Source organism: Pseudomonas sp. KH_046_2 (assembly GCF_057838985.1).
In genome coordinates this window covers 3,604,641-3,625,908 of sequence record NZ_CM174480.1, presented here as the reverse complement: position 1 = coordinate 3,625,908, position 21,268 = coordinate 3,604,641, and the positions used below count along the sequence as shown (strand labels likewise).

General features: G+C 62.1%; 22 protein-coding genes. 7 read left to right on the top strand and 15 right to left on the bottom strand.

Features of this window, described 5'->3' with window-relative positions; translation table 11 throughout:
- Positions 1–12: 12 nt before the first annotated feature.
- The 3 genes from AC3IX1_RS16320 to AC3IX1_RS16310 form a co-directional block, all read right to left on the bottom strand.
- Entirely contained in the window at positions 13–1,566 is a 1,554-nt protein-coding gene (locus tag AC3IX1_RS16320) for a BCCT family transporter (protein ID WP_489384957.1), read from the bottom strand.
- A gap of 106 nt (positions 1,567–1,672) precedes the next feature.
- Positions 1,673–2,659, bottom strand: a complete 987-nt coding sequence (locus tag AC3IX1_RS16315) for a dipeptidase (protein WP_489384956.1) — start codon at positions 2,657–2,659, stop codon at positions 1,673–1,675.
- A gap of 13 nt (positions 2,660–2,672) precedes the next feature.
- Positions 2,673–4,115 (bottom strand): aldehyde dehydrogenase family protein, encoded by a 1,443-nt coding sequence (locus AC3IX1_RS16310; protein ID WP_489384955.1) that lies wholly within the window; start codon positions 4,113–4,115, stop codon positions 2,673–2,675.
- Positions 4,116–4,206: 91 nt separating this feature from the next.
- Between AC3IX1_RS16310 and AC3IX1_RS16305 the strand changes: the two genes are divergently transcribed.
- Positions 4,207–5,094: a LysR family transcriptional regulator gene (locus tag AC3IX1_RS16305; protein WP_150752846.1), complete on the top strand. Its 888-nt coding sequence runs from the start codon at positions 4,207–4,209 to the stop codon at positions 5,092–5,094.
- A 2-nt stretch (positions 5,095–5,096) separates the two neighbouring features.
- Here AC3IX1_RS16305 and AC3IX1_RS16300 read toward each other — a convergent pair whose 3' ends face one another.
- From AC3IX1_RS16300 to AC3IX1_RS16290, 3 genes are all read right to left on the bottom strand, one after another.
- Positions 5,097–5,735 carry a helix-turn-helix transcriptional regulator gene (locus tag AC3IX1_RS16300; protein WP_489384954.1) on the bottom strand — a complete coding sequence of 213 codons (639 nt, stop codon included), beginning with the start codon at positions 5,733–5,735 and terminating at the stop codon, positions 5,097–5,099.
- Positions 5,736–5,754: 19 nt separating this feature from the next.
- Entirely contained in the window at positions 5,755–6,384 is a 630-nt protein-coding gene (locus tag AC3IX1_RS16295) for a hypothetical protein (RefSeq protein WP_489384953.1), read from the bottom strand.
- Between the two features lie 147 nt (positions 6,385–6,531).
- Complete coding sequence (locus AC3IX1_RS16290) at positions 6,532–7,320, bottom strand: alpha/beta hydrolase (RefSeq protein WP_489384952.1); 789 nt, start codon at positions 7,318–7,320, stop codon at positions 6,532–6,534.
- A gap of 129 nt (positions 7,321–7,449) precedes the next feature.
- Between AC3IX1_RS16290 and AC3IX1_RS16285 the strand changes: the two genes are divergently transcribed.
- Together AC3IX1_RS16285 and AC3IX1_RS16280 are read left to right on the top strand one after the other, a co-directional pair.
- Positions 7,450–8,394 carry an aldo/keto reductase gene (locus tag AC3IX1_RS16285; protein ID WP_489384951.1) on the top strand — a complete coding sequence of 315 codons (945 nt, stop codon included), beginning with the start codon at positions 7,450–7,452 and terminating at the stop codon, positions 8,392–8,394.
- A gap of 123 nt (positions 8,395–8,517) precedes the next feature.
- A complete protein-coding gene (locus tag AC3IX1_RS16280; RefSeq protein ID WP_489384950.1) occupies positions 8,518–9,171 on the top strand; it encodes a peroxiredoxin in 654 nt (217 codons plus the stop codon).
- Between the two features lie 143 nt (positions 9,172–9,314).
- Here the strand turns inward: AC3IX1_RS16280 and yghX are convergent, their stop codons facing one another.
- The 6 genes from yghX to AC3IX1_RS16250 form a co-directional block, all read right to left on the bottom strand.
- Positions 9,315–10,202, bottom strand: coding sequence for a YghX family hydrolase (yghX, locus tag AC3IX1_RS16275; RefSeq protein ID WP_489384949.1), 888 nt, complete (start codon positions 10,200–10,202; stop codon positions 9,315–9,317).
- 152 nt (positions 10,203–10,354) lie between these two features.
- The gene (locus tag AC3IX1_RS16270) at positions 10,355–10,756 is read right to left on the bottom strand and encodes a heme-binding protein (RefSeq protein ID WP_489384948.1); all 402 of its coding nucleotides are present in this window, start codon (positions 10,754–10,756) and stop codon (positions 10,355–10,357) included.
- A gap of 19 nt (positions 10,757–10,775) precedes the next feature.
- Positions 10,776–11,993 (bottom strand): glycolate oxidase subunit GlcF, encoded by a 1,218-nt coding sequence (gene glcF / locus AC3IX1_RS16265; RefSeq protein ID WP_489384947.1) that lies wholly within the window; start codon positions 11,991–11,993, stop codon positions 10,776–10,778.
- Positions 11,994–11,996: 3 nt separating this feature from the next.
- Positions 11,997–13,061, bottom strand: coding sequence for a glycolate oxidase subunit GlcE (glcE, locus tag AC3IX1_RS16260; protein WP_489384946.1), 1,065 nt, complete (start codon positions 13,059–13,061; stop codon positions 11,997–11,999).
- Positions 13,061–14,560, bottom strand: coding sequence for a glycolate oxidase subunit GlcD (glcD, locus tag AC3IX1_RS16255; protein ID WP_489384945.1), 1,500 nt, complete (start codon positions 14,558–14,560; stop codon positions 13,061–13,063). Before glcD ends, glcE begins: the two co-directional genes overlap by 1 nt.
- Before the next feature lie 178 nt (positions 14,561–14,738).
- Complete coding sequence (locus tag AC3IX1_RS16250) at positions 14,739–16,502, bottom strand: L-lactate permease (RefSeq protein WP_489384944.1); 1,764 nt, start codon at positions 16,500–16,502, stop codon at positions 14,739–14,741.
- A gap of 178 nt (positions 16,503–16,680) precedes the next feature.
- On the opposite strand from AC3IX1_RS16250, the gene AC3IX1_RS16245 reads away from it, so the two are divergent.
- Positions 16,681–16,917 carry a hypothetical protein gene (locus AC3IX1_RS16245; protein ID WP_085728697.1) on the top strand — a complete coding sequence of 79 codons (237 nt, stop codon included), beginning with the start codon at positions 16,681–16,683 and terminating at the stop codon, positions 16,915–16,917.
- A gap of 37 nt (positions 16,918–16,954) precedes the next feature.
- Here AC3IX1_RS16245 and AC3IX1_RS16240 read toward each other — a convergent pair whose 3' ends face one another.
- Positions 16,955–17,215, bottom strand: a complete 261-nt coding sequence (locus AC3IX1_RS16240) for a hypothetical protein (protein ID WP_489384943.1) — start codon at positions 17,213–17,215, stop codon at positions 16,955–16,957.
- Between the two features lie 383 nt (positions 17,216–17,598).
- On the opposite strand from AC3IX1_RS16240, the gene AC3IX1_RS16235 reads away from it, so the two are divergent.
- Entirely contained in the window at positions 17,599–18,663 is a 1,065-nt protein-coding gene (locus AC3IX1_RS16235) for a hypothetical protein (RefSeq protein ID WP_489384942.1), read from the top strand.
- A gap of 17 nt (positions 18,664–18,680) precedes the next feature.
- Entirely contained in the window at positions 18,681–19,034 is a 354-nt protein-coding gene (locus tag AC3IX1_RS16230) for a DUF1428 domain-containing protein (RefSeq protein ID WP_489384941.1), read from the top strand.
- A 13-nt stretch (positions 19,035–19,047) separates the two neighbouring features.
- Here AC3IX1_RS16230 and AC3IX1_RS16225 read toward each other — a convergent pair whose 3' ends face one another.
- The gene (locus AC3IX1_RS16225) at positions 19,048–19,242 is read right to left on the bottom strand and encodes a hypothetical protein (protein WP_056727280.1); all 195 of its coding nucleotides are present in this window, start codon (positions 19,240–19,242) and stop codon (positions 19,048–19,050) included.
- A gap of 122 nt (positions 19,243–19,364) precedes the next feature.
- Between AC3IX1_RS16225 and thpR the strand changes: the two genes are divergently transcribed.
- The gene (gene thpR, locus AC3IX1_RS16220) at positions 19,365–19,907 is read left to right on the top strand and encodes an RNA 2',3'-cyclic phosphodiesterase (protein WP_489384940.1); all 543 of its coding nucleotides are present in this window, start codon (positions 19,365–19,367) and stop codon (positions 19,905–19,907) included.
- 259 nt (positions 19,908–20,166) lie between these two features.
- On the opposite strand, the gene AC3IX1_RS16215 is transcribed toward thpR, so the two are convergent.
- A complete protein-coding gene (locus AC3IX1_RS16215) occupies positions 20,167–21,264 on the bottom strand; it encodes a polyamine ABC transporter substrate-binding protein (RefSeq protein WP_489384939.1) in 1,098 nt (365 codons plus the stop codon).
- Positions 21,265–21,268 lie beyond the last annotated feature (4 nt).

Sequence of the window (21,268 nt, the reverse complement as noted above, 5' to 3'; positions counted from 1 at the left end):
TGTTCATCATCATCAGACTGCCTGTTCGCGAGCCATCTGCCGGGCGATGCGCAGTGCATCCCAGAGCGACGGCAGGATCAGCAGTGAAACCGGTACGGCAGTAATTACGATAAAGGATTGCAGGGCCGTGACCCCGCCCGAACCAATGGTGATCAACACCACCGCGGCCAGGCCCATGCCGATGGCCCAGAAGGCACGCAGCCATGGTTTCGGTTTGTCATTGCGGGACATGGCCATCGCCACGGTGAACGCCATCGCATCGCCGTTGGTGGCCACGGAAATGAAGCTCAGGAACAGGAACAGCGCCGAGATCAGTCCACCCAGGGGCAGGTTCTGGGCCACACCCAGCAGCAGGTCTTCGGGCTGCGCGCCGTGGGCGGTGACGATGCCTGGCGACTGCAATTCCATGCCGATGCCAGCGCCGCCGACCACGGTGAACCAGAACATGGTCACCAGCGGGGCGATGATCGACAGGGTCATGATCACTTCGCGGATGGTCCGGCCACGGGAAATCTTCGCCACATACAGGGCGACCATCGGCGCGTAGCCAATGAACCAGCCCCAGTAGAACACCGTCCACCAGTCGAGCCATTTCGGATCGGCGCGGAACAGGGTCATCGGAATGAACTGCTCCAGGTGCAAGGCGAACGCGGTGGGAAAACCGCCGAGAATGAAAACGGTGGGCCCCAGCAGCACCATGAACACCGCCAGGCCGATCATCAGCCAGACGTTGATTTCACTGACGAAACGGATGCCCTTGAGCCCGACCAGGCAGGACGTGGTGTACATCACCGTGACCAGCACGATGGTGATGGACTGCACCATCAGGTCATTGGGAATGCCCCAGACCGAGTGCAACGCACTGCTGATTTGCAGGCCGAGGAAACCGATCGGGCCGATGGTGCCGGCGACGACGGCGATGATCGAGGTGGCGTCCGCCAGCGTGCCGATCGGTCCCTTGAGCGCACGCTCACCGAACAACGGATAGAGCAGGGTGCGCGGTGCCAGTGGCAAGCCTTTGTCGTAGTGCAAATGCATCAGCACGATGGCCAGCAGACTGCCCAGCACTGCCCAGGCCAGGAAGCCCCAGTGCACGAACGATTGCGCGAGCGCAGCGTGTGCGGCGGCTTCGGTGTGAGGCTGCACCCCCGCGAACAACGGTGGTGGGCTGGCGAAGTGCATCATTGGTTCCGCTGCCGCCCAGAATGCGCCGCCCCCGGCGAGCAGGGCGCACATGATCACGGCGATCCAGTTGAAGGTGCTGGAATCGGGCCGCTGATCGACGCCGCCCAGCCTGACGCGCCCGCACTTGCTGAAGCAGATGATCAGGCTCATGGCAAAGGTCGCCAGCATCAGGATCTGCCAGTACAGCCCGAAGAACTTCGTCGACCAGGCGAACAGCGTGTTCACCAACAGCGATACGCCATCGATGTCGATCAGTGCCGCGATCAGGAAGGCGCCGAGGAAGCCGCCACTGATTAAAAACAGCGGCCAGTCGATGTCTTTTTTCGGCGGTGCAAGGTCCAGTGGCTGGACGTCGGCTTGTAGGGAGTCGGATGTTTTCATGATGCCTCCAAAATACGCGCCTGGGGCTGTGCATCGCCGGTCGGGGAGATGAACGGGAGGTTATTGTTGTTATTTTTCATGCTGTCCTCACGGTGTCGATCAAGAGTCAGTTTTGCGCCGTCGTAGCGTTTTCCAGCAGGCGCAGCCAGTTGAGTCCCATGATGTTGCGTACCTCGTCATCGGCGAAGCCACGGTCGCGCAGGCCCTGGGCGATGACCGGGAAATCCCGGCTGTCGCGGAACCATTGCAACGGTGCCGGCCAGTTGGCGTTGTCCTTTGATCCTTCGCCGTAATCCTTGTCTTTGCTCCAGCGCCCGTTGCGCATCCATTCGAGCACTTGCAGGGGTTGTTGCTGGCACAGGTCGGTGCCGATGCCGATGTGTTCGACGCCCATCAGCTCCGCCGTGCTGGCGACCATGTCGCAGAACGATTCCAGGGTGCAGCCCGACGCGCCCTTGAGGTGGAACGGGTAAGTACTGAAACCCAGCAGGCCACCGGACTCGGCGATGCCGCGCAACACCGCGTTGGACTTGTTGCGTTTGGCCGCGTGGAAACTCGATGGGTTGGCGTGGGAGACGATCACCGGCCGGCTCGACAACTCGATGGCTTCCAGGGTGCTGCGCTCGGCGCTGTGGGACATGTCGATCAGCATGCCGACGCGGTTCATCTCGCGGATCACCTGGCGGCCGAAACGGCTGATGCCATTGTCTTCGGTCTCGTAGCAGCCGCTGGCCAGCAGGCTTTGGTTGTTGTAGGTGAGCTGCATGATCAGCACACCGAGCTGACGGAAAACTTCCACCAGGCTGATGTCGTCTTCAATCGGCGAGCAGTTCTGGAAACCGAAGAAAATCCCGACGCGGCCTTCCTGATGCGCCAGACGAATGTCCGAAGCCTCGCGCACCGGACGAATCAGCTCGGGCCAGGTTTCGAAGCGCCGGTTCCATTCGCCGATGCGCGACAGGGTTTCCCGGGCGTTCTCGTGATAGGCGATGGTGGCGTGCACCGCGCTCAGGCCACCGGCCTGCATCTGGCGAAAGATCTCTTCGTTCCAGTGGGAATACTGCAGGCCGTCGATCATCAATAAGTCGTGCATGGTGATCTCCTGTTCAAGGACGCACGTAGGTGGTCTTGACCACGGTGTAGAACTCGCGGGCGTACTGCCCTTGCTCGCGCGGCCCGAAGCTGGAGGCTTTGCGGCCGCCGAACGGCACGTGGTAATCGGTGCCGGCGGTGGGCAGGTTGACCATGACGCAACCGGTGTGGGCACGGCGCTTGAAGTCGCTGGCATAACGCAGCGACTGGGTGATGATCCCGGCGGTGAGGCCGTATTCGGTATCGTTCAACACGGACAAGGCTTGTTCGTAATCGCTGACCCGGATCACACAGGCAATCGGCCCGAAAACCTCTTCGCGATTGATGCGCATGGTGTTGTGGGTGTTGGTGAACAGGGCGGGGCGCATGTAGTGCCCGGCCGGTTGCAGGTTCAGCAACTCGCCGCCCTCGACCAGGGTCGCGCCTTCGTCTTTGGCCAGTTGCAGGTAATGAAGGTTCTGCTCCAGTTGCCGGGCTTCAGCCACCGGGCCGATCTGTACCCCTTGTCCGAGGGCATGACCGACTTTCAGTTGACGCATGCGTGCCACCAATGCCTCGACGAACCGGTCATGGATGCCATCGCAGACGATCAAACGCGAAGAGGCCGTACACTTTTGCCCGGTACCGAAAAAGGCGCCGTTCAACACGCATTCCACGGCGATTTCGAGGTCGGCGTCATCGAGCACCACCAAGGCATTCTTGCTGCCCATTTCCAGTTGGCAACGCACCAGATTGCCGGCGGTGGCGACCGCGACGCGGCGACCGGTCTGCAGGGAACCGGTGAAGGTCAACGCATCGATGTCGGCGGACTGGATCAGGCTTTCGCCGACCACAGCGCCGCTGCCCATGACCAGGTTGAAGGTGCCGGTGGGCAAGGCCTGGCGGCTGATGATTTCAGTCAGGGCCCAGGCGCTGGCCGGCACCAGGTTTGCCGGTTTGAACACCACGGCGTTGCCGAAGGCCAGGGCTGGGGCAATCTTCCACGCGGCGCTGGCCATCGGGAAATTCCACGGCGTGATGATGCCGATCACTCCGACCGGTTCACGCTGGACTTCGATCTCGATGCCGGGGCGTACCGAGGCGGCTGTCTCGCCCATCTGACGCAGCACTTCGGCGGCGTAGTAGTGGAAGAACTGCGCGGAGCGATTGACTTCGCCGATGCCCTCGGCCAGTGGTTTGCCTTCTTCCCGGGAGAGCAGTTCGCCGAGTTCTTCCTTGCGCGCCATCAACTCGTTGCCGATGGCCATCAATACTTGCTGGCGCTGTTCCAGGCCACTGGCGGCCCACTGCGGCTGGGCGTCGCGGGCGGCGGCGATGGCATCCAGCGTCTGTTCGGCGCTGGCCTGGTGGTAATGGCCAATGAGGTCTTGAACATCCGAAGGGCTGTGGTTGGCGATGACGCCCTGGCCTTCGCACCAGTTGCCGCCGATGTAGTTTTTGTAGGGTTGCAGTGCCATGGGAACCTCCGATTGCGTTGGCCCCATCTTGAGAGTATTAGTCTGCAAATAAAAATTAATAATAAATATGAAATGATAAGGAAAACTTACCGTGCTTCCCGAGCTGAAGATTACCCAACTGCGCTATTTCGTCCTGGTTGCCCAGCTGAAAAGCTTCCACGGCGCGGCAAGGCAGGCCTATCGCACGCAACCGGCGCTGTCCCTGGCTGTGCGCGAACTGGAGCAGAAACTCGGCCAGCCCTTGTTCGAAAAGGGCGGCAAAACCGAACTGACGCCATTCGGCGAGCACTGTTTGCCGCTGTTCCAGGATTTGCTGGCGCATCACGACCGCATCGCCCGCGAAGTGAGTTTGCTGGCACGGCATGAAATCGGTCAGGTGAGCATCGCTACGGTGCCGTCGGTGGCCAGTCGGTTGTTGCCACATCTGCTCGCACGGTTTGTCAGCGAGCACCCGAAAATGCAGATCAGCATGCAGGACGGCAATGCCGACAGCGTGCAGCAGTTGTTGGTCCAGGGGCAGGTGGATTTTGCGATCAGCAGCGTGTGGGCGGCGGACGAAAACATTGAGTTCGTGCCGATCCTGAGTGATCGGGTGGGGGTGGTCTGCCGCCACGATCATCCGTTGGTGGCCAAAGGCGAGGCATTGCATTGGTCGAGCCTGCAAGCCTATCCGTTGGTGCGCAATGGCACCTCGCGCTTGCTCGCGGGCACGGAAGCGGCGGGGTTGCTGGACAGCAGTCTGCTGTTCGTCTCCAACATGATTTCGCTGATCGCGATGCTTGAAGAGGGCATTGGCATCACGACGCTGCCGTCTCTGGCGTTCCCACAGGGCAATGAGAAACTGACGTTCCTACCGCTTTCAGAACCGCGGCTGGAACGCCAGATCGGCATTCTGTGCCGCAAGGGGCATAGCCTGTCGCCAGCGGCAGCCGAGTTGATGGGCTTTCTCAAAGCGAACATGCAGATGGTCGATCTGTAAGGTCAGTGTTCCAGTGGTGGCTCCGGAGTTTCACTCGGTCGCAACCTGAAGCGACAGACATGCCCGCCGCGCACCATGCACTCGCTGTGCTCGACTTCACCGCCGCCCAATGCGCCGATCAAGGCCAGGTCCAGTTCGCAGACCACCGGGTGCTCGGCGGCCAGGCGATGGAACACGCAGTTATGCGCGACGATTTCCGGGGTGCCGCCTGAACGAAAAAACACCTCGGCCTCGTAGCCCGTCTGGTTCATGTGCTGGACGATCCTGGCTTCATCCACGACCTGTTGTTCCAGGTCCGAAGCCAGCTTACGGCCCATGCTGCGCATCAGTGAAGTCAGGGCTTCAGGACCGATGATGCCCGCCACTTCATCAATCAATACGCTGGCCAGTAGCTGATAGTGGCGAGGGAACTGCTCCCGCGCGTGGTCGGTGAGCCGATACAGCTGCTCAGGGCGACGACCCGTCGGACGAGTATCGCCGCGCAGCACCAGGCCGTCACGCTCCAGCGCCGCCAGGTGTTGGCGGATCGCGGTGCGCGTGACAGCCAGATGTTCAGCCAACTCGTCAATGCTCATGCCGCCCCCATGGTGCAGCAGCGCATTGAGCAGGTCCTGCTGTGTTCGGCCCAGTCCTTCCAGCATGGTGTGCCCTCGCGCGATATCAGAACTTGTCCGGGAATTGCTTGACCAGCGCACCGGTCAAGGCGTCGGCCAGGGCCAGGATGTGCATGCGCATCATCGCCCAGGTGCGGGCTTCGCCAGCGTAATCGTGCGCGGCAAATTCATCGATCTGGGCGATGTGGTGACCGCCATGGGCCGACAGCATGTTGACCAGAGTGGCCTCAGGCAGATAAGGGTTGGCGCCGGCCAGGAAAGCCGCAATGGCCTTGGCATTGCCGGTCAGCTCGGTGACGGCGGCCTGCTTGCCCTTGGTGTCCTTGGCGACCGTGGCATCGCTGTAGTGTTTCACCGCGCCCCAATGGCCAGCAAGCAGCTTGAGCAGTTGATCCGCCGCCGGCTGGCCGTAGAGCGGGGCGATGCTGTTGGCGATTTTGGTGGCGTTGTCGACCACCTGGTCCGCCGCCACTTTGGCTTGCTTTTTGTCGGCGGATTGATTGGCCAACGCGTAGTTTCTGATCCAGAAAATGTGTTCGACCCAAAGGTCACGCTCGGCCAGGCGCGTGGTCAGCGCAGGGCTGTCGGCAGCGGCGGGAGAGGCGGCAGGCGTCTGGCTCCAGACCGGTTGCGCACATAAAGCCAGCAGGAGCAAAGCCAGGGTTTTGATATTCATGACGGCACCCTCAGAGAGTGGGAACGTTCGACAATATCAATATAGGCATGAAAATATGTTTTTATTGAGTGTTGGTGAATTCTCGGATTAACGGTCATAGCCTGTTGTTGATAGAGATATTGCTGTTTGTGGCGAGGGGTGTTGCCGTTACAACCCATCCCCCAGCGCCTTCAAGTACTCAGGGCTGTCACTGATCGTGTTATGCCCCGTCCCCGGTATCACCCGCAGTGACGCCACGCCTTTGGCGAAGTGTGTATACAAACGTTCGGTGCTCGGGCGCGGAATCACTTCGTCATGCTCGGCCGCGATCAAAAGTGTGGGCACCGTGATACGGGCGGCGTACTGCCAGGACGGGTATTTGTCCCTCAACAACCAGCGCACCGGAAACCAGCGGAACTGACGGGCGGCCAGCCCTTCGAGGCTGTTGTAGGGCGTGATCAGCACCAGTCGCGCGGCCGGGCGTTCGCTGGCCAGGCGCACGGCTACCCCGGAACCCAGGCTGCGGCCGACTACCGCCACATGCGGATGGCTGGCATGTACCTGGTCGAACAAGGTGATGGCGTCGCGGGCAATGGCCTCTTCGGAAGGCGAGCCGGAACTGCCGCCATAACCCCGGTAATGCAGCAGGTACAGCGCGTAGTCAGGGAAGGCTTGGGAGAAGGCGGGCAAGTTGCGCGAGACGTCTTCGGCATTGCCGCCAAAATAAATCAGTGCGTTCGGGCCATCGTGAGGACGGACGGAAACCAGCACCTGCGCGTCGGCGACCGGCAGGGTCAGCAGCGTCGCGGCGGTCCCGATGGCGCGCGGTTGCGGGTAATAAATCAGCGCCCGTTGAAACACAAACAGCGCCACGCACAGCGCCAGGTACAGCGCAGTGACGATGACGACGAGTAACAACAGGGTGCGCGACATTCGACTAACGTTAGTGGGCGGCATTGACGCCTCGGGGTTTGAAAGTGGCTGGCGCTGCAAGGCTTTCTGAGTGTAGTCAATCGACCCTTGGCGCGGGGTATCCGGGGTGTCGGCGCAACAGCCCGGACCCCGGCGACTGGTGAGAAATGTTTTATGAGCCATCCTGAGGGTTACACCCGTAGAGAAGTACTCACGCTGGCTGCCGGTGCTTCGGCGGTCTTCACCTTCGGTCCGGTGGGTGCACAACCCGAGCCGTCGACGGGAACAGGAGGCAAGACCATGCAGACCCGCGCCATTCCTTCCAGCAACGAGTCCTTGCCGATCGTAGGGTTGGGCACTTATCGCGGATTTGACGTCGAGCCTTCGCAACCGGCGTACAAAGACTTGCCCGCGGTGCTGGATGCGTTGTTCGACAAGGGTGGCAAGCTGATCGACAGCTCGCCGATGTACGGTCGCGCCGAACAGACCAACGGCGAGTTGCTATCGATCCATGAGCCGCGCTCGCCGGCGTTCCTGGCCACCAAGGTGTGGACCCGGGGCCGCGAAGAAGGCATCGCGCAGATGGAACAATCCTTCGCCCTGTTGCAGACCGACCGGATCGACCTGATGCAGATCCACAACCTGCTGGACTGGCAGACGCACCTGCCGACTCTGCGCCACTGGAAGGAATCAGGGCGCATCCGCTACATCGGCATCACCCATTACACGGCGTCGGCCCATGAAGAAGTGGAAGCGGTACTCAAGGCCGAGCCACTGGATTTCTTGCAGATCAACTACGCCCTGGATGATCGCGGCGTCGAGAAACGCCTGCTGCCGTTGTGCCGCGAGCGGGGCGTGGCGGTGATCTGCAACCGGCCGTTTGGCGGTGGCGGCTTGCTGGCCAAACTGAAAGATAAACCGCTGCCAGGCTGGGCGGCGCAAGTCGGGGTCAAGAGCTGGCCGCAACTGGCGCTGAAGTTCCTGCTGTCGCATTCGGCGGTGACCTGCGTGATTCCCGGCACCGGCAACCCGCGCTACATGGCGGAAAATGCCCGCGCCGGTTTCGGCCCGATGCTCACCGATGCCCAGCGTCAGCAATTGATTGCGCTGGTGGGCTAGCGAGGCGTTCAACCCGTTGCGGCGAGTCGTCGAACCTCTCCTATACTGATTCGCGTCCATGCCGCGGGAAGTGCATTCGCTGCCCTGACGGCGTCCCTGTCCATCACTGCAAGGAGATCGAACATGGCTATCCGTATTGGCGACGAAGCACCGGATTTCACCGCCGACACCACCGAAGGCACCCTCAATTTTCACCAATGGATCGGCGATGGCTGGGCCATCCTGTTTTCCCACCCCAAGGATTTCACCCCGGTGTGCACCACCGAACTGGGTTACCTGGCCAAACTCAAGCCGGAATTCGACAAGCGCAACACCAAGGTCCTCGGCCTCAGCGTCGACCCGGTCAGTGACCACAACCGCTGGGTGGGCGACATCGCCGAGACCCAGGGCACGGCGGTGAACTACCCGCTGATCGGCGACGAAAACCTGGTGGTGGCCAAGCTTTACGACATGATCCACCCCAATGCCAGCGGCGGCGCACGCACGGCGGTGGACAACGCCACGGTGCGTTCGGTGTTCATCGTCGGCCCGGACAAGAAGGTCAAGGCCATGCTGATCTACCCGATGAGCGCCGGGCGCAATTTCGATGAAGTGCTGCGCCTGCTTGACTCCCTGCAACTGAACGCCAAACACACCGTCGCCACGCCGGTGAACTGGCAGCCGGGTGAAGACGTGATCATCCCGACCTCGGTGTCTGACGAAGACGCGAAGAAGAAATACCCGGATGGCTTCAAGACCCTGAAACCGTATCTGCGGACGGTGGCTCAGCCGAAGTAGTTACCAGCAGTGAGACCGCCATCGCGAGCAGGCTCGCTCCTACAGGGAACTTCAGTGAACACAAAATCTGTGTTCGACAGAAGCCCAATGTAGGAGCGAGCCTGCTCGCGATGGGGCCAGTCCTGCGGGCCCAGGACTTCTATTCAAACCAGATACTTTTTAAACCACCCCAACGTCCGCTCCCACGCCAGCCTGGCCGCCTCCTCGTCGAAGCGCGGTGTGGAGTCGTTGTGGAAACCATGATTGCAGCCCGGGTAGATGTAGGCCTCATAGGTCTTGCCCCCGGCCTTCAACGCTTTCTCGTAGGCGGGCCAGCCTTCGTTGATCCGCGTATCCAGCTCGCCGTAGTGCAGCATCACCGGTGCCTTGATGCGGGGCACGTCCTCGGCCGCTGGCTGGCGACCATAAAACGACACGGCGGCACCCAGTTCCGGATAGGCCACGGCAGCGGCGTTGGTCACGCCACCGCCGTAGCAGAATCCGGTGATGCCGACTTTTCCGCTGGCGGCAGGGTGTTTCATCATCCACTCGACGGCCGCAAAAAAGTCGTTCATCAGCTTTTCCGGGTCGACCGTGGCCTGAAGCTCGCGGCCCTTGTCGTCATTGCCCGGATAACCGCCGACCGAACTCAGGCCGTCCGGGGCCAGGGCGATGAAACCGGCCTTGGCCAGCCGCCGGGCCACGTCTTCGATGTAGGGATTGAGCCCGCGGTTTTCGTGCACGACCACCACCGCCGGCACTTTGCCGGTGGCCTTGGCCGGACGCACCAGATAACCGCGAACCTGGCCGTGGCCCTTGGGCGACGGGTAGGTAATGTACTCGGCAAGAATGTCAGGATCGGTGAACGCGACCTGCTCGGCCAGTGCATAATTGGGGCTTAGCGCGGCGAGCAGGGCTCCAGCCGTCAAACCTGCGAAGGTGAACAACGCCGCGCGGTCGAGAAACTCCCGGCGGTTGATCTTGCCGTGGGCGTAGTAGTCGTACAGTTCCAGCAGTTCGGGGGCAAAGTCTTTGGCAGTTAGACGGGGCATTGCTGCAACTCCTTTCGACTGGTTTAACACGGACCCCTGTAGGAGCGAGCCTGCTCGCGATAGCGCCATATCAGGCGAAACCTACGTTGAATGACACTCCGCGATCGCGAGCAGGCTCACTCCTACAGGGGGGAAATGGTGATGCCAAAATCTTATTCCAGGCACTGCGCCCCGGCCTTGGCCACTTGCGCATCCTGCTCGGGCTTAACACCAGACACCCCAACAGCGCCAATCACCTGGCCATCGAAAACAATCGGCACGCCCCCCTCAAGCGAAGTCAGCAAGGGTGCTGACAGAAAAGCGTAGCGCCCGGCGTTGACCATGTCTTCATAGCTTTTCGATTCGCGCCGCCCGAGGGCTGAAGTGCGAGCCTTTTCGGTGGCGATGTAGGCACTGCCGGGCGCGCAGCCATCGAGGCGTTCGAGGGCCAGCGGGTGGCCACCGTCATCGACCACCACTATGGTTACGGCCCATTGATTGGCCTGTGCCTCGGCGCGGGCGGCTTTGATGATCTGGTTGACTTCGGTCTGGCTCAGGACGGCTTTGCGGTTCATGGGCATCTCCAGGGTTCGGTTAAGGCAGGGCGGCTTCGACCAGTTCGATCCAGTGCCGCACCGGGGTTCGGCCCGCGCCGTCGAGGTGCGACTGGCAGCCGATGTTGGCCGTGACAATGACCTCGGGATGGCCGCTTTCCAGGGCGTTGAGCTTGTTGTCGCGCAGTTGTCGCGACAGTTCGGGCTGGGTCAGCGAATAGGTGCCCGCCGAACCGCAGCACAGGTGTCCGTCGGGGATGGAGGTCAGGTTGAAACCGAGTCCGGTCAGCAGCGCTTCCACGGCACCGCCGAGTTTCTGCCCGTGCTGCAAGGTGCAGGGGCAATGGAAGGCCAGGCGTTGCGAGGCGTGGATGCCGAGCTTTTCCAGCGGTTCGTCGCGCAACACCTCCACCAGGTCCCGGGCCAGTTCGCTGACCTTTTTCGCCTTGTCGGCATAGGCCGGGTCGCTGGCGAGCAGGTGGCCGTAATCCTTGATGAAGGCGCCGCAACCGCTGGCCGTCTGCACAATCGCCTCGGCGCCTTTTTCGATGCCCGGCCACCACGCGTCGATGTTGCGCCGGGCACGGTCGAGGCCGGCGGCCTGGGCGTCCAGGTGGTAGTCCACGGCGCCGCAGCAACCGGCTTCGCGGCTCGCGATGACGCTGATCCCCAACCGGTCCAGCACCCGCGCCGCCGCGGCATTGGTATTGGGCGACAGGCTGGGTTGCACGCAACCTTCGAGCATCAGCACCTGACGCTCACGCAGGGTCGTGGGGCGCGGCTTGGCCGGCGGTACATTGCGCGGCAATTTACTTTGCAGGGTGCCGGGCAGCAGCGCGCGGAACACCTGACCGCTATTGACCAGGCTCTTGAACAGCTCTGGATGCGGCACGGTCTGCCGCAACCCCTCGCGCAACAGGCGTTGACCGAGCGGGCGTGGCACCGCCGCATCGACCACCGCGCGCCCGATGTCCAGCAGGTTGTGGTAATCGACGCCCGACGGGCAGGTGGTTTCGCAGTTGCGGCACGACAGGCAGCGGTCCAGGTGCTGTTGGGTCTTTTGCGTGACGTCGTTGCCTTCCAGCACTTGCTTGATCAGGTAGATACGGCCCCGTGGTCCGTCCAGTTCATCGCCGAGCAATTGATAGGTCGGACACGTGGCATTGCAGAAGCCGCAGTGCACGCAGGTGCGCAGGATGCTTTCGGCTTCTGCGGCGCGGGGCAGTTGACTGGCGCGTTCACTCAAGGTCGTCTGCATGGTTCAAAGCTCCGCGTACAGGCGTCCGGGGTTGAAGATGCCCCGTGGATCGAGTTGTTGTTTCAGGTTGCGGTGATAACGCATCAGCGCCGGGGGCAACGGGTGGAAGGGGCTGTCGGTCAGGCCGTGGCTGAAGCAGGTGGCATGGCCGCCGACCTCGTCGACGACCTGGCGGATGTACGCTGCATCGGCATCGGATTTCAGCCAGCGCTGGGCGCCGCCCCAGTCGATCAACTGGCGCCCCGGCAGCGACAGGAGCGGCGTGTTGTGCGGCAGGGACAGGCGCCAAAGCGGCTGGTCCTCATCGAAGAAACTCAAGCGCTGTTCGTTGAGGTCGTCCCAGAAGGAAGCCTCCAGCCGTTCGCCCCCAAGGCGCTCATGGGCCGCCGCCACCGAACCTTCACCGCCCTCCAGCCGCAGGTGCAGGCGTGAACCGTCGTGACAGGCCGCGCTGATCGGCAACGGCTGCTGGCCCCATTCGGCCAGGCGCAACAAGGCGCGTTCTGGGTCCATTTCCAGGCTGATGCTCAAGGCTTGCCGGGGTTTTGGCAGCACTTTGAGCGAGACTTCGGTAATAACCCCGAGGCTGCCATGACTGCCGGCCATCAGGCGCGACAGGTCGTAGCCGGCGACGTTTTTCATCACCTCGCCACCAAAGCGCAATAGTTTGCCCTGACCGGTGATGATCCGCGTGCCAAGAATGAAGTCCCGCACCGAACCGGACCACGGGCGCCGTGGCCCGGACAGCCCGCAGGCGATCATGCCGCCGACGGTGGCGCCGTCGCCGAAGGACGGTGGCTCGCAGGGCAGCATCTGTTGCGCGGCGTCCAGCACTTGCGCCAGGTGTGACAACGGTGTGCCGCAACGGGCGCTGATCACAAGTTCAGTCGGGTCGTAACTGACGATGCCCCGGTGCGAGCGGGTGTCGAGAATTTCCCCGGCCGTGGTGCGGCCGAGAAAGGCTTTGCTGTTGGAGCCCTGGATGCGCAACGGCGTGGCGTTTTCCAGCGCCTGATTGACCTGTTCCAGCAGTGACTGGCTGTCATCGAAGTCTTCAGGGCTGCGCATCAGAAACGCTCCAGCTCAGGGAAGGGCAATTGACCGCCGTGTATGTGCATGGCACCGAATTCGGCGCAGCGGTGCAGGGTCGGAATATTCTTGCCGGGGTTGAGCAGGCCGCCGGGGTCGAAGGCGGCCTTGACGGCATGGAACAGGGTCAGCTCATCGCTGTTGAACTGCGCGCACATCTGGTTGATCTTCTCTCGGCCCACGCCGTGTTCACCGGTGATGCTGCCGCCGACTTTCACGCATAACTCCAGAATCTTGCCGCCCAGGGCTTCGGCGCGATCGAGTTCACCGGGTTGATTGGCATCGAACAGGATCACCGGATGCATGTTGCCGTCGCCGGCATGGAACACGTTGGCCACCCGCAGGCCGTATTCTTTCGAGAGCTCGGTGATGGCGTGCAGCACGCCGGGCAGTTCGCGACGGGGGATGGTGCCGTCCATGCAGTAGTAGTCAGGCGAGAGGCGGCCCACCGCCGGGAAGGCATTCTTGCGCCCGGCCCAGAAACGCACGCGCTCGGCTTCGTCCCTGGCCTGGCGCACCTCGATGGCGCCGGCCTGTTGCAGCACCTGGCGCACCCGGTCGCAGTCATCGCAGACATCGGCTTCAACGCCGTCGAGCTCGCACAACAGAATTGCCTGGGCATCCACCGGATAACCGGCGTGGATGAAGTCCTCGGCGGCGCGGATGGCCAGGTTGTCCATCATTTCCAGACCCCCGGGGATGATGCCGGCGGCAATGATGTCGCCGACCGCGCGCCCGGCTTTTTCCACGGAATCGAACGCCGCCAGCAGCACTTTGGCGGTCTGGGGCTTGGGCAGCAGCTTGACCGTGACCTCGGTGATCACCCCGAGCAGGCCTTCGGACCCGGTGAACAGCGCCAGCAGGTCGAAACCGGGGGCGTCGAGGGCGTTGGAGCCCAGGCTCAGGTGCTCGCCATCGACGGTGAGGATGTCGACCTTGAGCACGTTGTGCACCGTCAGGCCGTACTTCAGGCAGTGCACGCCACCGGCATTTTCCGCGACGTTGCCGCCGATGGAGCAGGCGATTTGCGAGGATGGGTCCGGCGCGTAATACAGGCCGAAGGGTGCCGCCGCCTGGGAAATCGCCAGATTGCGTACGCCGGGCTGAACCCGCGCAGTACGGGCGGCAGGGTCGATGTGCAGGATGTTGTTGAAGCGCGCCATCACCAGCAGCACGCCTTTCTCCAGGGGCAGCGCACCGCCGGACAAACCGGTGCCCGCGCCACGGGCCACGACGGGGACGTGCAGCTCATGGCAGACCCGCAGCACCCCCTGGACTTCCTCGATGTATCGGGGCAGCACCACCAGCATCGGCGTGGTGCGATAAGCCGACAGCCCGTCGCATTCGTAGGGCTTGAGTTCCTCGCGCTGATGCAGGACTTCCAGATTCGGCAAGCGGGTTTGCAGGGCTCGCAACAGCGCCTGTTTGTCGACGTCGGGCAGGGCGCCGTCAACGCGTTCATCGTAGAGAATGTTCATGGGATCACGATTCTCGCTGGAGGCCACTGATGTACATCATTGGCCTGCAACGGCTGACTGTCCATGGGATGTTTGTCAGCCTGAAGCGGGCATTGATTCAATAAATCTGTGCGGAAAATGCCAACGCCCGGGCGACGGAGCCCGGGCGTTGCAAGCGTTGGGAGCAGGGTACGCAGACTCAATGCCCGCCCACCACCATGTGGCTGAACGGTGCGACATAGGCCTGCAACGTCACCAGCCCGCCGACCAGAATCGCCAGCACAATCGAGTGGAAGAACACGTAGCGCAGGATTTCCCCTTCATGGCCGTACCAGCGGGTGGCGGTGGAGGCGACCACGATCGACTGGGCATCGACCATCTTGCCCATGACCCCGCCGGAACTGTTGGCGGCGGCCATCAGCACCGGGCTGATGCCCAGCTGCTCGGACGTCACCCGTTGCAAGCCGCCGAACAGCACGTTGGACGCGGTGTCCGAGCCGGTCAGCGCCACGCCGAGCCAGCCGAGCAGGGTGCCGAACATCGGATAGAAAATGCCCGTCGCGGCGAAGGCCAGGCCCATGGTCGCATCGAGCCCCGAGTAGCGCGTGAGGAAGCCCAGCGCGAGCATCGCCGCAATGGTGATCAGCGAGTAACGCACCACCCACAGGGTGCGCAGGTACTGGTGAATCAATTGCGGGATCGAGTACCCCATCAGCAAGCCGCCGACAATCGCCGCCAGCAGAATGCCGCTGCCGGTGGCGGTGAACCAGGTGAACTTGTACACCGCTTCTTCGGTTTTCGGCGCGGCCACCACGGGCGGGACTTTCTCGACCTGCAAGTGCAGGGTGGTGAAGGTCACGACCGGCGCAAACACGGGGTTCGCCTCGCGCATCGGCTTGCCCTGGGGATCGAGCTTGGCGGCGCTGGTTTGCGGGTCGATGGCGGGGCGGGTGTCGAAGGTGTTCTTGAAGCCCTGGGTGCCCCAGATGAACACGAAGACCGTCAGGATCAGCCACGGCATCCATGCGCGCATCACTGCCGGTTTTGCCTCATTGGCGAAGGTTGCAGTCGGTACGGGCTTTTCGTCGTGTTCGGTGTCGATCTGCGAGTTGTCGACCCGGCCGGACAGGGCGGCGGACGTGTGTACGGTGGCCGGTTTCCACACCTTGAGGAAACCGGTCAGGCAGGCCATGGAAATCAGCGCGGCGATCACATCCACCAGCATCGGCCCGTGATAGTTCGACACGAGGAACTGCGGTACGGCAAAACTGACCCCGGCCACCAGGATCGCCGGCCAGATTTCCACCATCTTGCGCCAGCCGGCAAAGGCCCAGATCAGCCAGAACGGCACCAGCACCGAAAAGAACGGCAACTGCCGACCGACCATCATCGACAGTTCCATTTCATCCAGCCCGGTGACCTTGGCCAGGGTGATGATCGGCGTGCCGAGGGCGCCGAACGCGACGGGGGCAGTGTTGGCGATCAGCGCCAGCCCCGAGGCGGCGAGTGGCGAGAAGCCCAGCCCGATCAGAATCGCCCCGGTCACCGCCACCGGCGTACCGAAACCGGCCGCGCCTTCGAAAAACGCACCGAAGCAGAAGGCGATCAGCAGCAATTGCAGGCGCCGGTCATCGGTGATGCGCGCCAGGGAGTCTTGCAACACCTTGAACGAGCCGTTCTCGGTGGTCAGGCGATGCAGGAAGATGATGTTCAACACGATCCAGCCAATCGGCAGCAGGCCGTTGGCCGCACCGAACAGCGCCGCCGAACCTGCCATGTCCGCCGGCATGCCGAAGGCGAAGATCGAGATCAGCAAGGCCGAGACCAGGGCGAGCAACGCCGCCAGGTGCGCCTTGATATGAAAAAACGCGAGGGACGCCAGCATCACCACCACCGGCACAGCCGCCATGAGCGTTGAAAGCAACGGGTTACCGAACGGATCGTAGACTTGCTGCCAGACCATGTTCCACCTCTGCTTTTTATTGTTGGACGTGCAGATCCCCAGGGGGAGGTGGCCTTCAGTATAGGTGGCATCGCGCCGCTGTCAGGGCCGGCCTCTGGTCCTGCCAATCGGCGCATTTCCGGGGGCTGAGCTAGCATGGCCAGTAGGGTTTGAATTCTGTCAGGGGAGCAATGCAGTCATGACCGAGCGCCACATGGAGCACAAGGAAACGCTATCGAACGGATGCAATATCAAAGTCAAGGCCGAGATATTGAAAGACGGTTCGTTGGGCATGTTCATCGGTGTCTATCGGCCGGACGGCACGGCCATCGATGAAAACCACGACCCACGGCCGCACATGCTCGACATGGAAGCGGCGATGGATTGGGGGATTGATATTGCCAAGGGGATCGGCAATAGCCAGCGAACGTTGTGAGCGGTGCCGTCCGTGCCCGGGCGACCGGCGGTCGCTGTCAGAACCCGAACGAACGGGCCGAGCCTTTTGCCAGTTCGACATCCAGCAGATGCTCGACCAGCATGTCATTCAAAAAACGGAACTGATCATTGAGCCCGACCACTTCGTTGCTGAAGTGATGATCGGCCGCCGGGATCAGCAACGCCTCGAAATTTTTGTCGAACATCAGAGTCAACTCTTTACGTGACTCGAATTCCTGCGCGTAGAAATTGTTGCCGAACACCGGGAAACGTACGGCGAGGGTGACCGTGTGAATCATGATGTTTGCTCCTCGCTCAGGGCGTACCAGGCAAACACACTCAATGTGAACGCCGTCAGGGCCAGGCAGGTCAGCAGATGGATCAGCATGAGGTTCCCCTCCGATTCGGGGTTTCGTGTTGGCTTGGGACCGATCCTACGCTGACGGCGTTCAAGCGGAAGGCAATCGCGGCGATGGTGAATATCGACGCAAGTGATGGTGCAATTTGCGCTGTTTGTCGGGGCCCCTTCGCGAGCAGGCTCGCTCCCACCTTGGACGGCGATGAACCTGTGGGAGCGAGCCTGCTCGCGAAGGCGGCCTCAGGGACACCGCCACCTATACTTAAACCGAGGGTTTTGGGTGTCGGGCATTTCGCCCGGTGCACACTGCAGGAAGTCGCAATCTTGAGCCTGCGTTCGCTGATCATTGCCGTGCTGGTGGTGTTGGCAGGCTGCGCCACACCGCCACGTGCGCCAGTGGAAGTGGCGCCGGTCATCGTTCCCGCCAGTACCTGGCAGCAAGTGGACCGGGAGATCGTCGCTGCGTCGCAGTCGGCCACCGAGCAGACCCGAATCTACGCCCGCGGCGCCATGGATTACTGGCGCACACGGGTCTATGAATTGACCGAACAGAATTTCATTCCGTGGTTCAGCAGCTACTGGACCCAGGAATGGCTGTCGATGAAGGTCAGCTGGTACACCATCAGCGCCAAGGGTGAGCAGAACGCATCGGAAAAACGCCTGGCGGCTTACCTGCTCGAAGCGTACCAGGAGAAGGTCCTGGCCCCGGTGGCGGTTGAAATCGATCCCGATGCGATTCTCGGCCTGGCAGCGGCGTTCTACGTCGACATCCTCAAGGAGGATCTGCAGAAAATCTCCACCCGCCACGGCGTGCCGATGGCCCAGCTCAACGGGCGCATCCAGAAAATCCCGGCCATCGCCCTCGGGCCGCCGCCGGCGCGGGACGCCTCGTTGTACCAGATCGTGCACACCGAATCGCTGAAAACCTTGCCGGCCTTCGCCGCGCTGATCGACAAAATCCACAAGGCCGGCGGCGACAGGGGCGTGGGCTCGACCGACACCGCGATGGCGCCGGTGGCCAGGCGCGCCAGCCGGCGAATGGAAGCCGAGATGGCCCCGCGCGGGGCCGCCAGCGCCGTGGCCGCGGCAGCCGGGAGACTCGCCGGTGGCTTGATCACGGTAGGGGTGGCGGGCATTCGCGCACTGATTCAGGCCAATGACCGGCCCGACAGCGAGGCGCTGATCCGCAGCAGCCTGGGCAATACCTTCGACAAGGCGTGGATCAAGCTGGTGCAGAACCCGACCAGCGGCGTCATGGCCGGCACGCTTTATATGGCGGGGCAGATCGAAGGCAGCCTGGCGGACCGCACTGCACCGCCGGTCGGTTTGAGCGCCGGGACTGTCGATTTGACGCCATCGCAACCGACTACCCAGCAGAACACCCCATGACCGAAGGAGAAGCACTCATGTCTTACGTCGATGGTTTTATCGCTGCCGTACCCACCGCCAACCGTGAGCAATACATCAAACACGCCGAAATGGCCGCCTTGATCTTCAAGGAAAACGGTGCCTTGAATGTGGTCGAATGCTGGGGCGAAGATGTGCCGGAAGGCAAGGTCACCTCGTTTCCAATGTCGGTGAAGCTCAAGGAAGGCGAAACCGTTGCCTTTGGCTGGATCGTCTGGCCGGACAAGGCCACCCGCAATGCCGGAATGGACAAGATGATGCAGGACCCGCGCATGAAACCAGACGTCAATCCGATGCCATTTGACGGTCAGCGCATGGTGTATGGCGGGTTTGAAGTGCTCCTCAAAGTCTGACATTACCTTGGGATCACTCCGGCGTCGGGGTGATCCTGCAACTCTTGCGCTGGCGGATTTCGTCGTCCGTCGGTCGCTCGCGGATGAACTCGAAGCGCGGCTCACCTTCGCTGTAATGCACCAGCCAGCCCCATTCCAGCTTGAGTTCGTCCTGGCCGGGCTCGGGCGGTCTGGCCCACCAAGGCTCTTTGCTGATGATCTGTCGCATGGCCCCCTCCGGTATTTCGGGATGCTGAAACTATAACGCGCATGCCCCACGGCGCCACAAATGCGCTAGCCGGCAAGCGGGTGTTGAGTACACTCAGGCAGTCTTCCCAGGAGGTGTCCGGCATGAACGACGAACCCCGCGAACCGTTCAAACGCCTGTTCTTTGCGCTGGACTGCGCCCCGGCCCAGCGCCGGGAGATAGCGCAGTGGCGCAGTGCGCTGCAACTGCGCAACGGACGGCCGGTGCCGGCGGACAACTTTCACCTGACGCTGAAGTTTTTGGGGGCGGTGGGCGCGGCACAGATTGCCGAGATCTGCAGCGCTGCGGCGTCGATCCGTACACCGGGCGAGCGCCTGACGGTAGTGCTTGATCGGCTGGATGTGTGGCGCAGGGCAGGGGCGCTGGTGCTCGCGCCGCAGCAGGCGCCCCCGGCATTGCTGCGCCTGGTGTATGCCCTGGAACAGGCGATGTTGCCGTTCGGCCTGGAGCAAGCCCCAAGGGAATACCGTCCGCACCTGACCCTGGCGCGGGACTATCGGGCGCCGGTGCCGGAGTCCGCAACGGCGCCGGAGTTCTTCCTGCGTGCCGACCGGTTCACCCTGTTCGAATCCCACAAGGGACGCTATCGGGCGCTAGCCGAATGGCCTCTGACTGATTCCCAATAAAAAAGGCGCCCGAGGGCGCCAAAATTCACCTGAACCGAGGGAGCCAGGTGAGGCCGTTCTACTTGCAGGAGAGGCAGCGGTGGTAAGGCGCTGCGTGAACGGAAACTGGTAGAGCTGAAATGTGTGCTGGATGTTCTGGCCTCATCGCGAGCAAGCTCGCTCCCACAGGTACGGCATGTACCTTGAAGTTCGCGCTATCCCTGTGGGAGCGAGCTTGCTCGCGATGGCTATGTCAGGCTCAGCAGATCAATTGAGTGAATTACTGGCCGAGTTTCACCTTGGTCCAGCCACGGGTCATGATCCGCTGGACGGCAATCGGCTGGTCCGGCACGGCATAGAGCGTGGCCATCACCGCTTCCGGCGGGTAGGAGCCCGGATCGTTGCGGATCGCTTCGTCGACCAGCGGCGTGGCCGCCGCGTTCGCGTTGCTGTAGCCGATGTTGTTGGTGACGTCGGCGATCACCTCGGGGCGCATCAGGAAGTTCATGAACAGGTACGCGTTCTCGACGTTGGCGGCATCGCTCGGGATGGCGAGCATGTCGTAGAAACTGGCGGCGCCTTCTTTCGGGATGCTGTAGTCGATCTTCACCTTGTCCCCGGCTTCCTGGGCGCGGGCCTTGGCCTGCAGCACGTCGCCGGAGTAACCGACGGCCACGCAGATGTTGCCGTTGGCCAGGTCCGAGATGTATTTCGACGAATGGAAGTACGCCACGTTCGGGCGAATCTTCATGAACAGCGCCTCGGCTTCGGCGATGTGCTGTTTGTTCTGATCGTTCACCGGGTAGCCCAGGTAATGCAGGGCGGTCGGGATCATTTCAGTCGGCGAATCGAGGAAACTGATGCCGCAGGCTTTGAGCTTCTCGGCGTTTTCCGGTTTGAACAGCAGGTCCCAGGAGTTGGTCGGGGCGTTGGCGCCGAGCACTTCCTTGACCTTCTGCGGGTTGAAGCCAATGCCGATCGAGCCCCACATGTACGGGATGGCGTGGGCGTTATCGGGATCGCTCGCGGAGGCGTTTTTCAGCAGCACCGGGTTGAGGTTTTTCCAGTTCGACAGCTTCGATTTGTCCAGTTCCTGATAGACGCCGGCCTTGATCTGCTTGGCCAGGAAACTGTTGGAAGGCACGACGATGTCGTAGCCGGATTTGCCCGCCAGCAGGCGTGCCTCAAGGGTTTCGTTGCTGTCGAAGACATCGTAGGTCACCTGGATGCCGGTCTCGTCTTCGAACTTCTTGACGGTGTCCGGGCCAATGTAATCCGACCAGTTATAGACGCGCAGAACCTTGTCATTGGCCTGGGCGCCAGTGGCGATTGCGCCCAATAAGGACAGTGTCAGCAGAGTCCTGCCAAACATTTTCATCGGT

Coding starts and splice junctions, on each gene's coding strand:
- AC3IX1_RS16320 (WP_489384957.1), bottom strand. CDS start 1,566: ATGAAAACATCCGACTCCCTACAAGCCGACGTCCAGCCACTGGACCTT.
- AC3IX1_RS16315 (WP_489384956.1), bottom strand. CDS start 2,659: ATGCACGACTTATTGATGATCGACGGCCTGCAGTATTCCCACTGGAAC.
- AC3IX1_RS16310 (WP_489384955.1), bottom strand. CDS start 4,115: ATGGCACTGCAACCCTACAAAAACTACATCGGCGGCAACTGGTGCGAA.
- AC3IX1_RS16300 (WP_489384954.1), bottom strand. CDS start 5,735: ATGCTGGAAGGACTGGGCCGAACACAGCAGGACCTGCTCAATGCGCTG.
- AC3IX1_RS16295 (WP_489384953.1), bottom strand. CDS start 6,384: ATGAATATCAAAACCCTGGCTTTGCTCCTGCTGGCTTTATGTGCGCAA.
- AC3IX1_RS16290 (WP_489384952.1), bottom strand. CDS start 7,320: ATGCCGCCCACTAACGTTAGTCGAATGTCGCGCACCCTGTTGTTACTC.
- AC3IX1_RS16285 (WP_489384951.1), top strand. CDS start 7,450: ATGAGCCATCCTGAGGGTTACACCCGTAGAGAAGTACTCACGCTGGCT.
- AC3IX1_RS16280 (WP_489384950.1), top strand. CDS start 8,518: ATGGCTATCCGTATTGGCGACGAAGCACCGGATTTCACCGCCGACACC.
- yghX (WP_489384949.1), bottom strand. CDS start 10,202: ATGCCCCGTCTAACTGCCAAAGACTTTGCCCCCGAACTGCTGGAACTG.
- AC3IX1_RS16270 (WP_489384948.1), bottom strand. CDS start 10,756: ATGAACCGCAAAGCCGTCCTGAGCCAGACCGAAGTCAACCAGATCATC.
- glcF (WP_489384947.1), bottom strand. CDS start 11,993: ATGCAGACGACCTTGAGTGAACGCGCCAGTCAACTGCCCCGCGCCGCA.
- glcE (WP_489384946.1), bottom strand. CDS start 13,061: ATGCGCAGCCCTGAAGACTTCGATGACAGCCAGTCACTGCTGGAACAG.
- glcD (WP_489384945.1), bottom strand. CDS start 14,560: ATGAACATTCTCTACGATGAACGCGTTGACGGCGCCCTGCCCGACGTC.
- AC3IX1_RS16250 (WP_489384944.1), bottom strand. CDS start 16,502: ATGGTCTGGCAGCAAGTCTACGATCCGTTCGGTAACCCGTTGCTTTCA.
- AC3IX1_RS16245 (WP_085728697.1), top strand. CDS start 16,681: ATGACCGAGCGCCACATGGAGCACAAGGAAACGCTATCGAACGGATGC.
- AC3IX1_RS16240 (WP_489384943.1), bottom strand. CDS start 17,215: ATGATTCACACGGTCACCCTCGCCGTACGTTTCCCGGTGTTCGGCAAC.
- AC3IX1_RS16230 (WP_489384941.1), top strand. CDS start 18,681: ATGTCTTACGTCGATGGTTTTATCGCTGCCGTACCCACCGCCAACCGT.
- AC3IX1_RS16225 (WP_056727280.1), bottom strand. CDS start 19,242: ATGCGACAGATCATCAGCAAAGAGCCTTGGTGGGCCAGACCGCCCGAG.
- thpR (WP_489384940.1), top strand. CDS start 19,365: ATGAACGACGAACCCCGCGAACCGTTCAAACGCCTGTTCTTTGCGCTG.
- AC3IX1_RS16215 (WP_489384939.1), bottom strand. CDS start 21,264: ATGAAAATGTTTGGCAGGACTCTGCTGACACTGTCCTTATTGGGCGCA.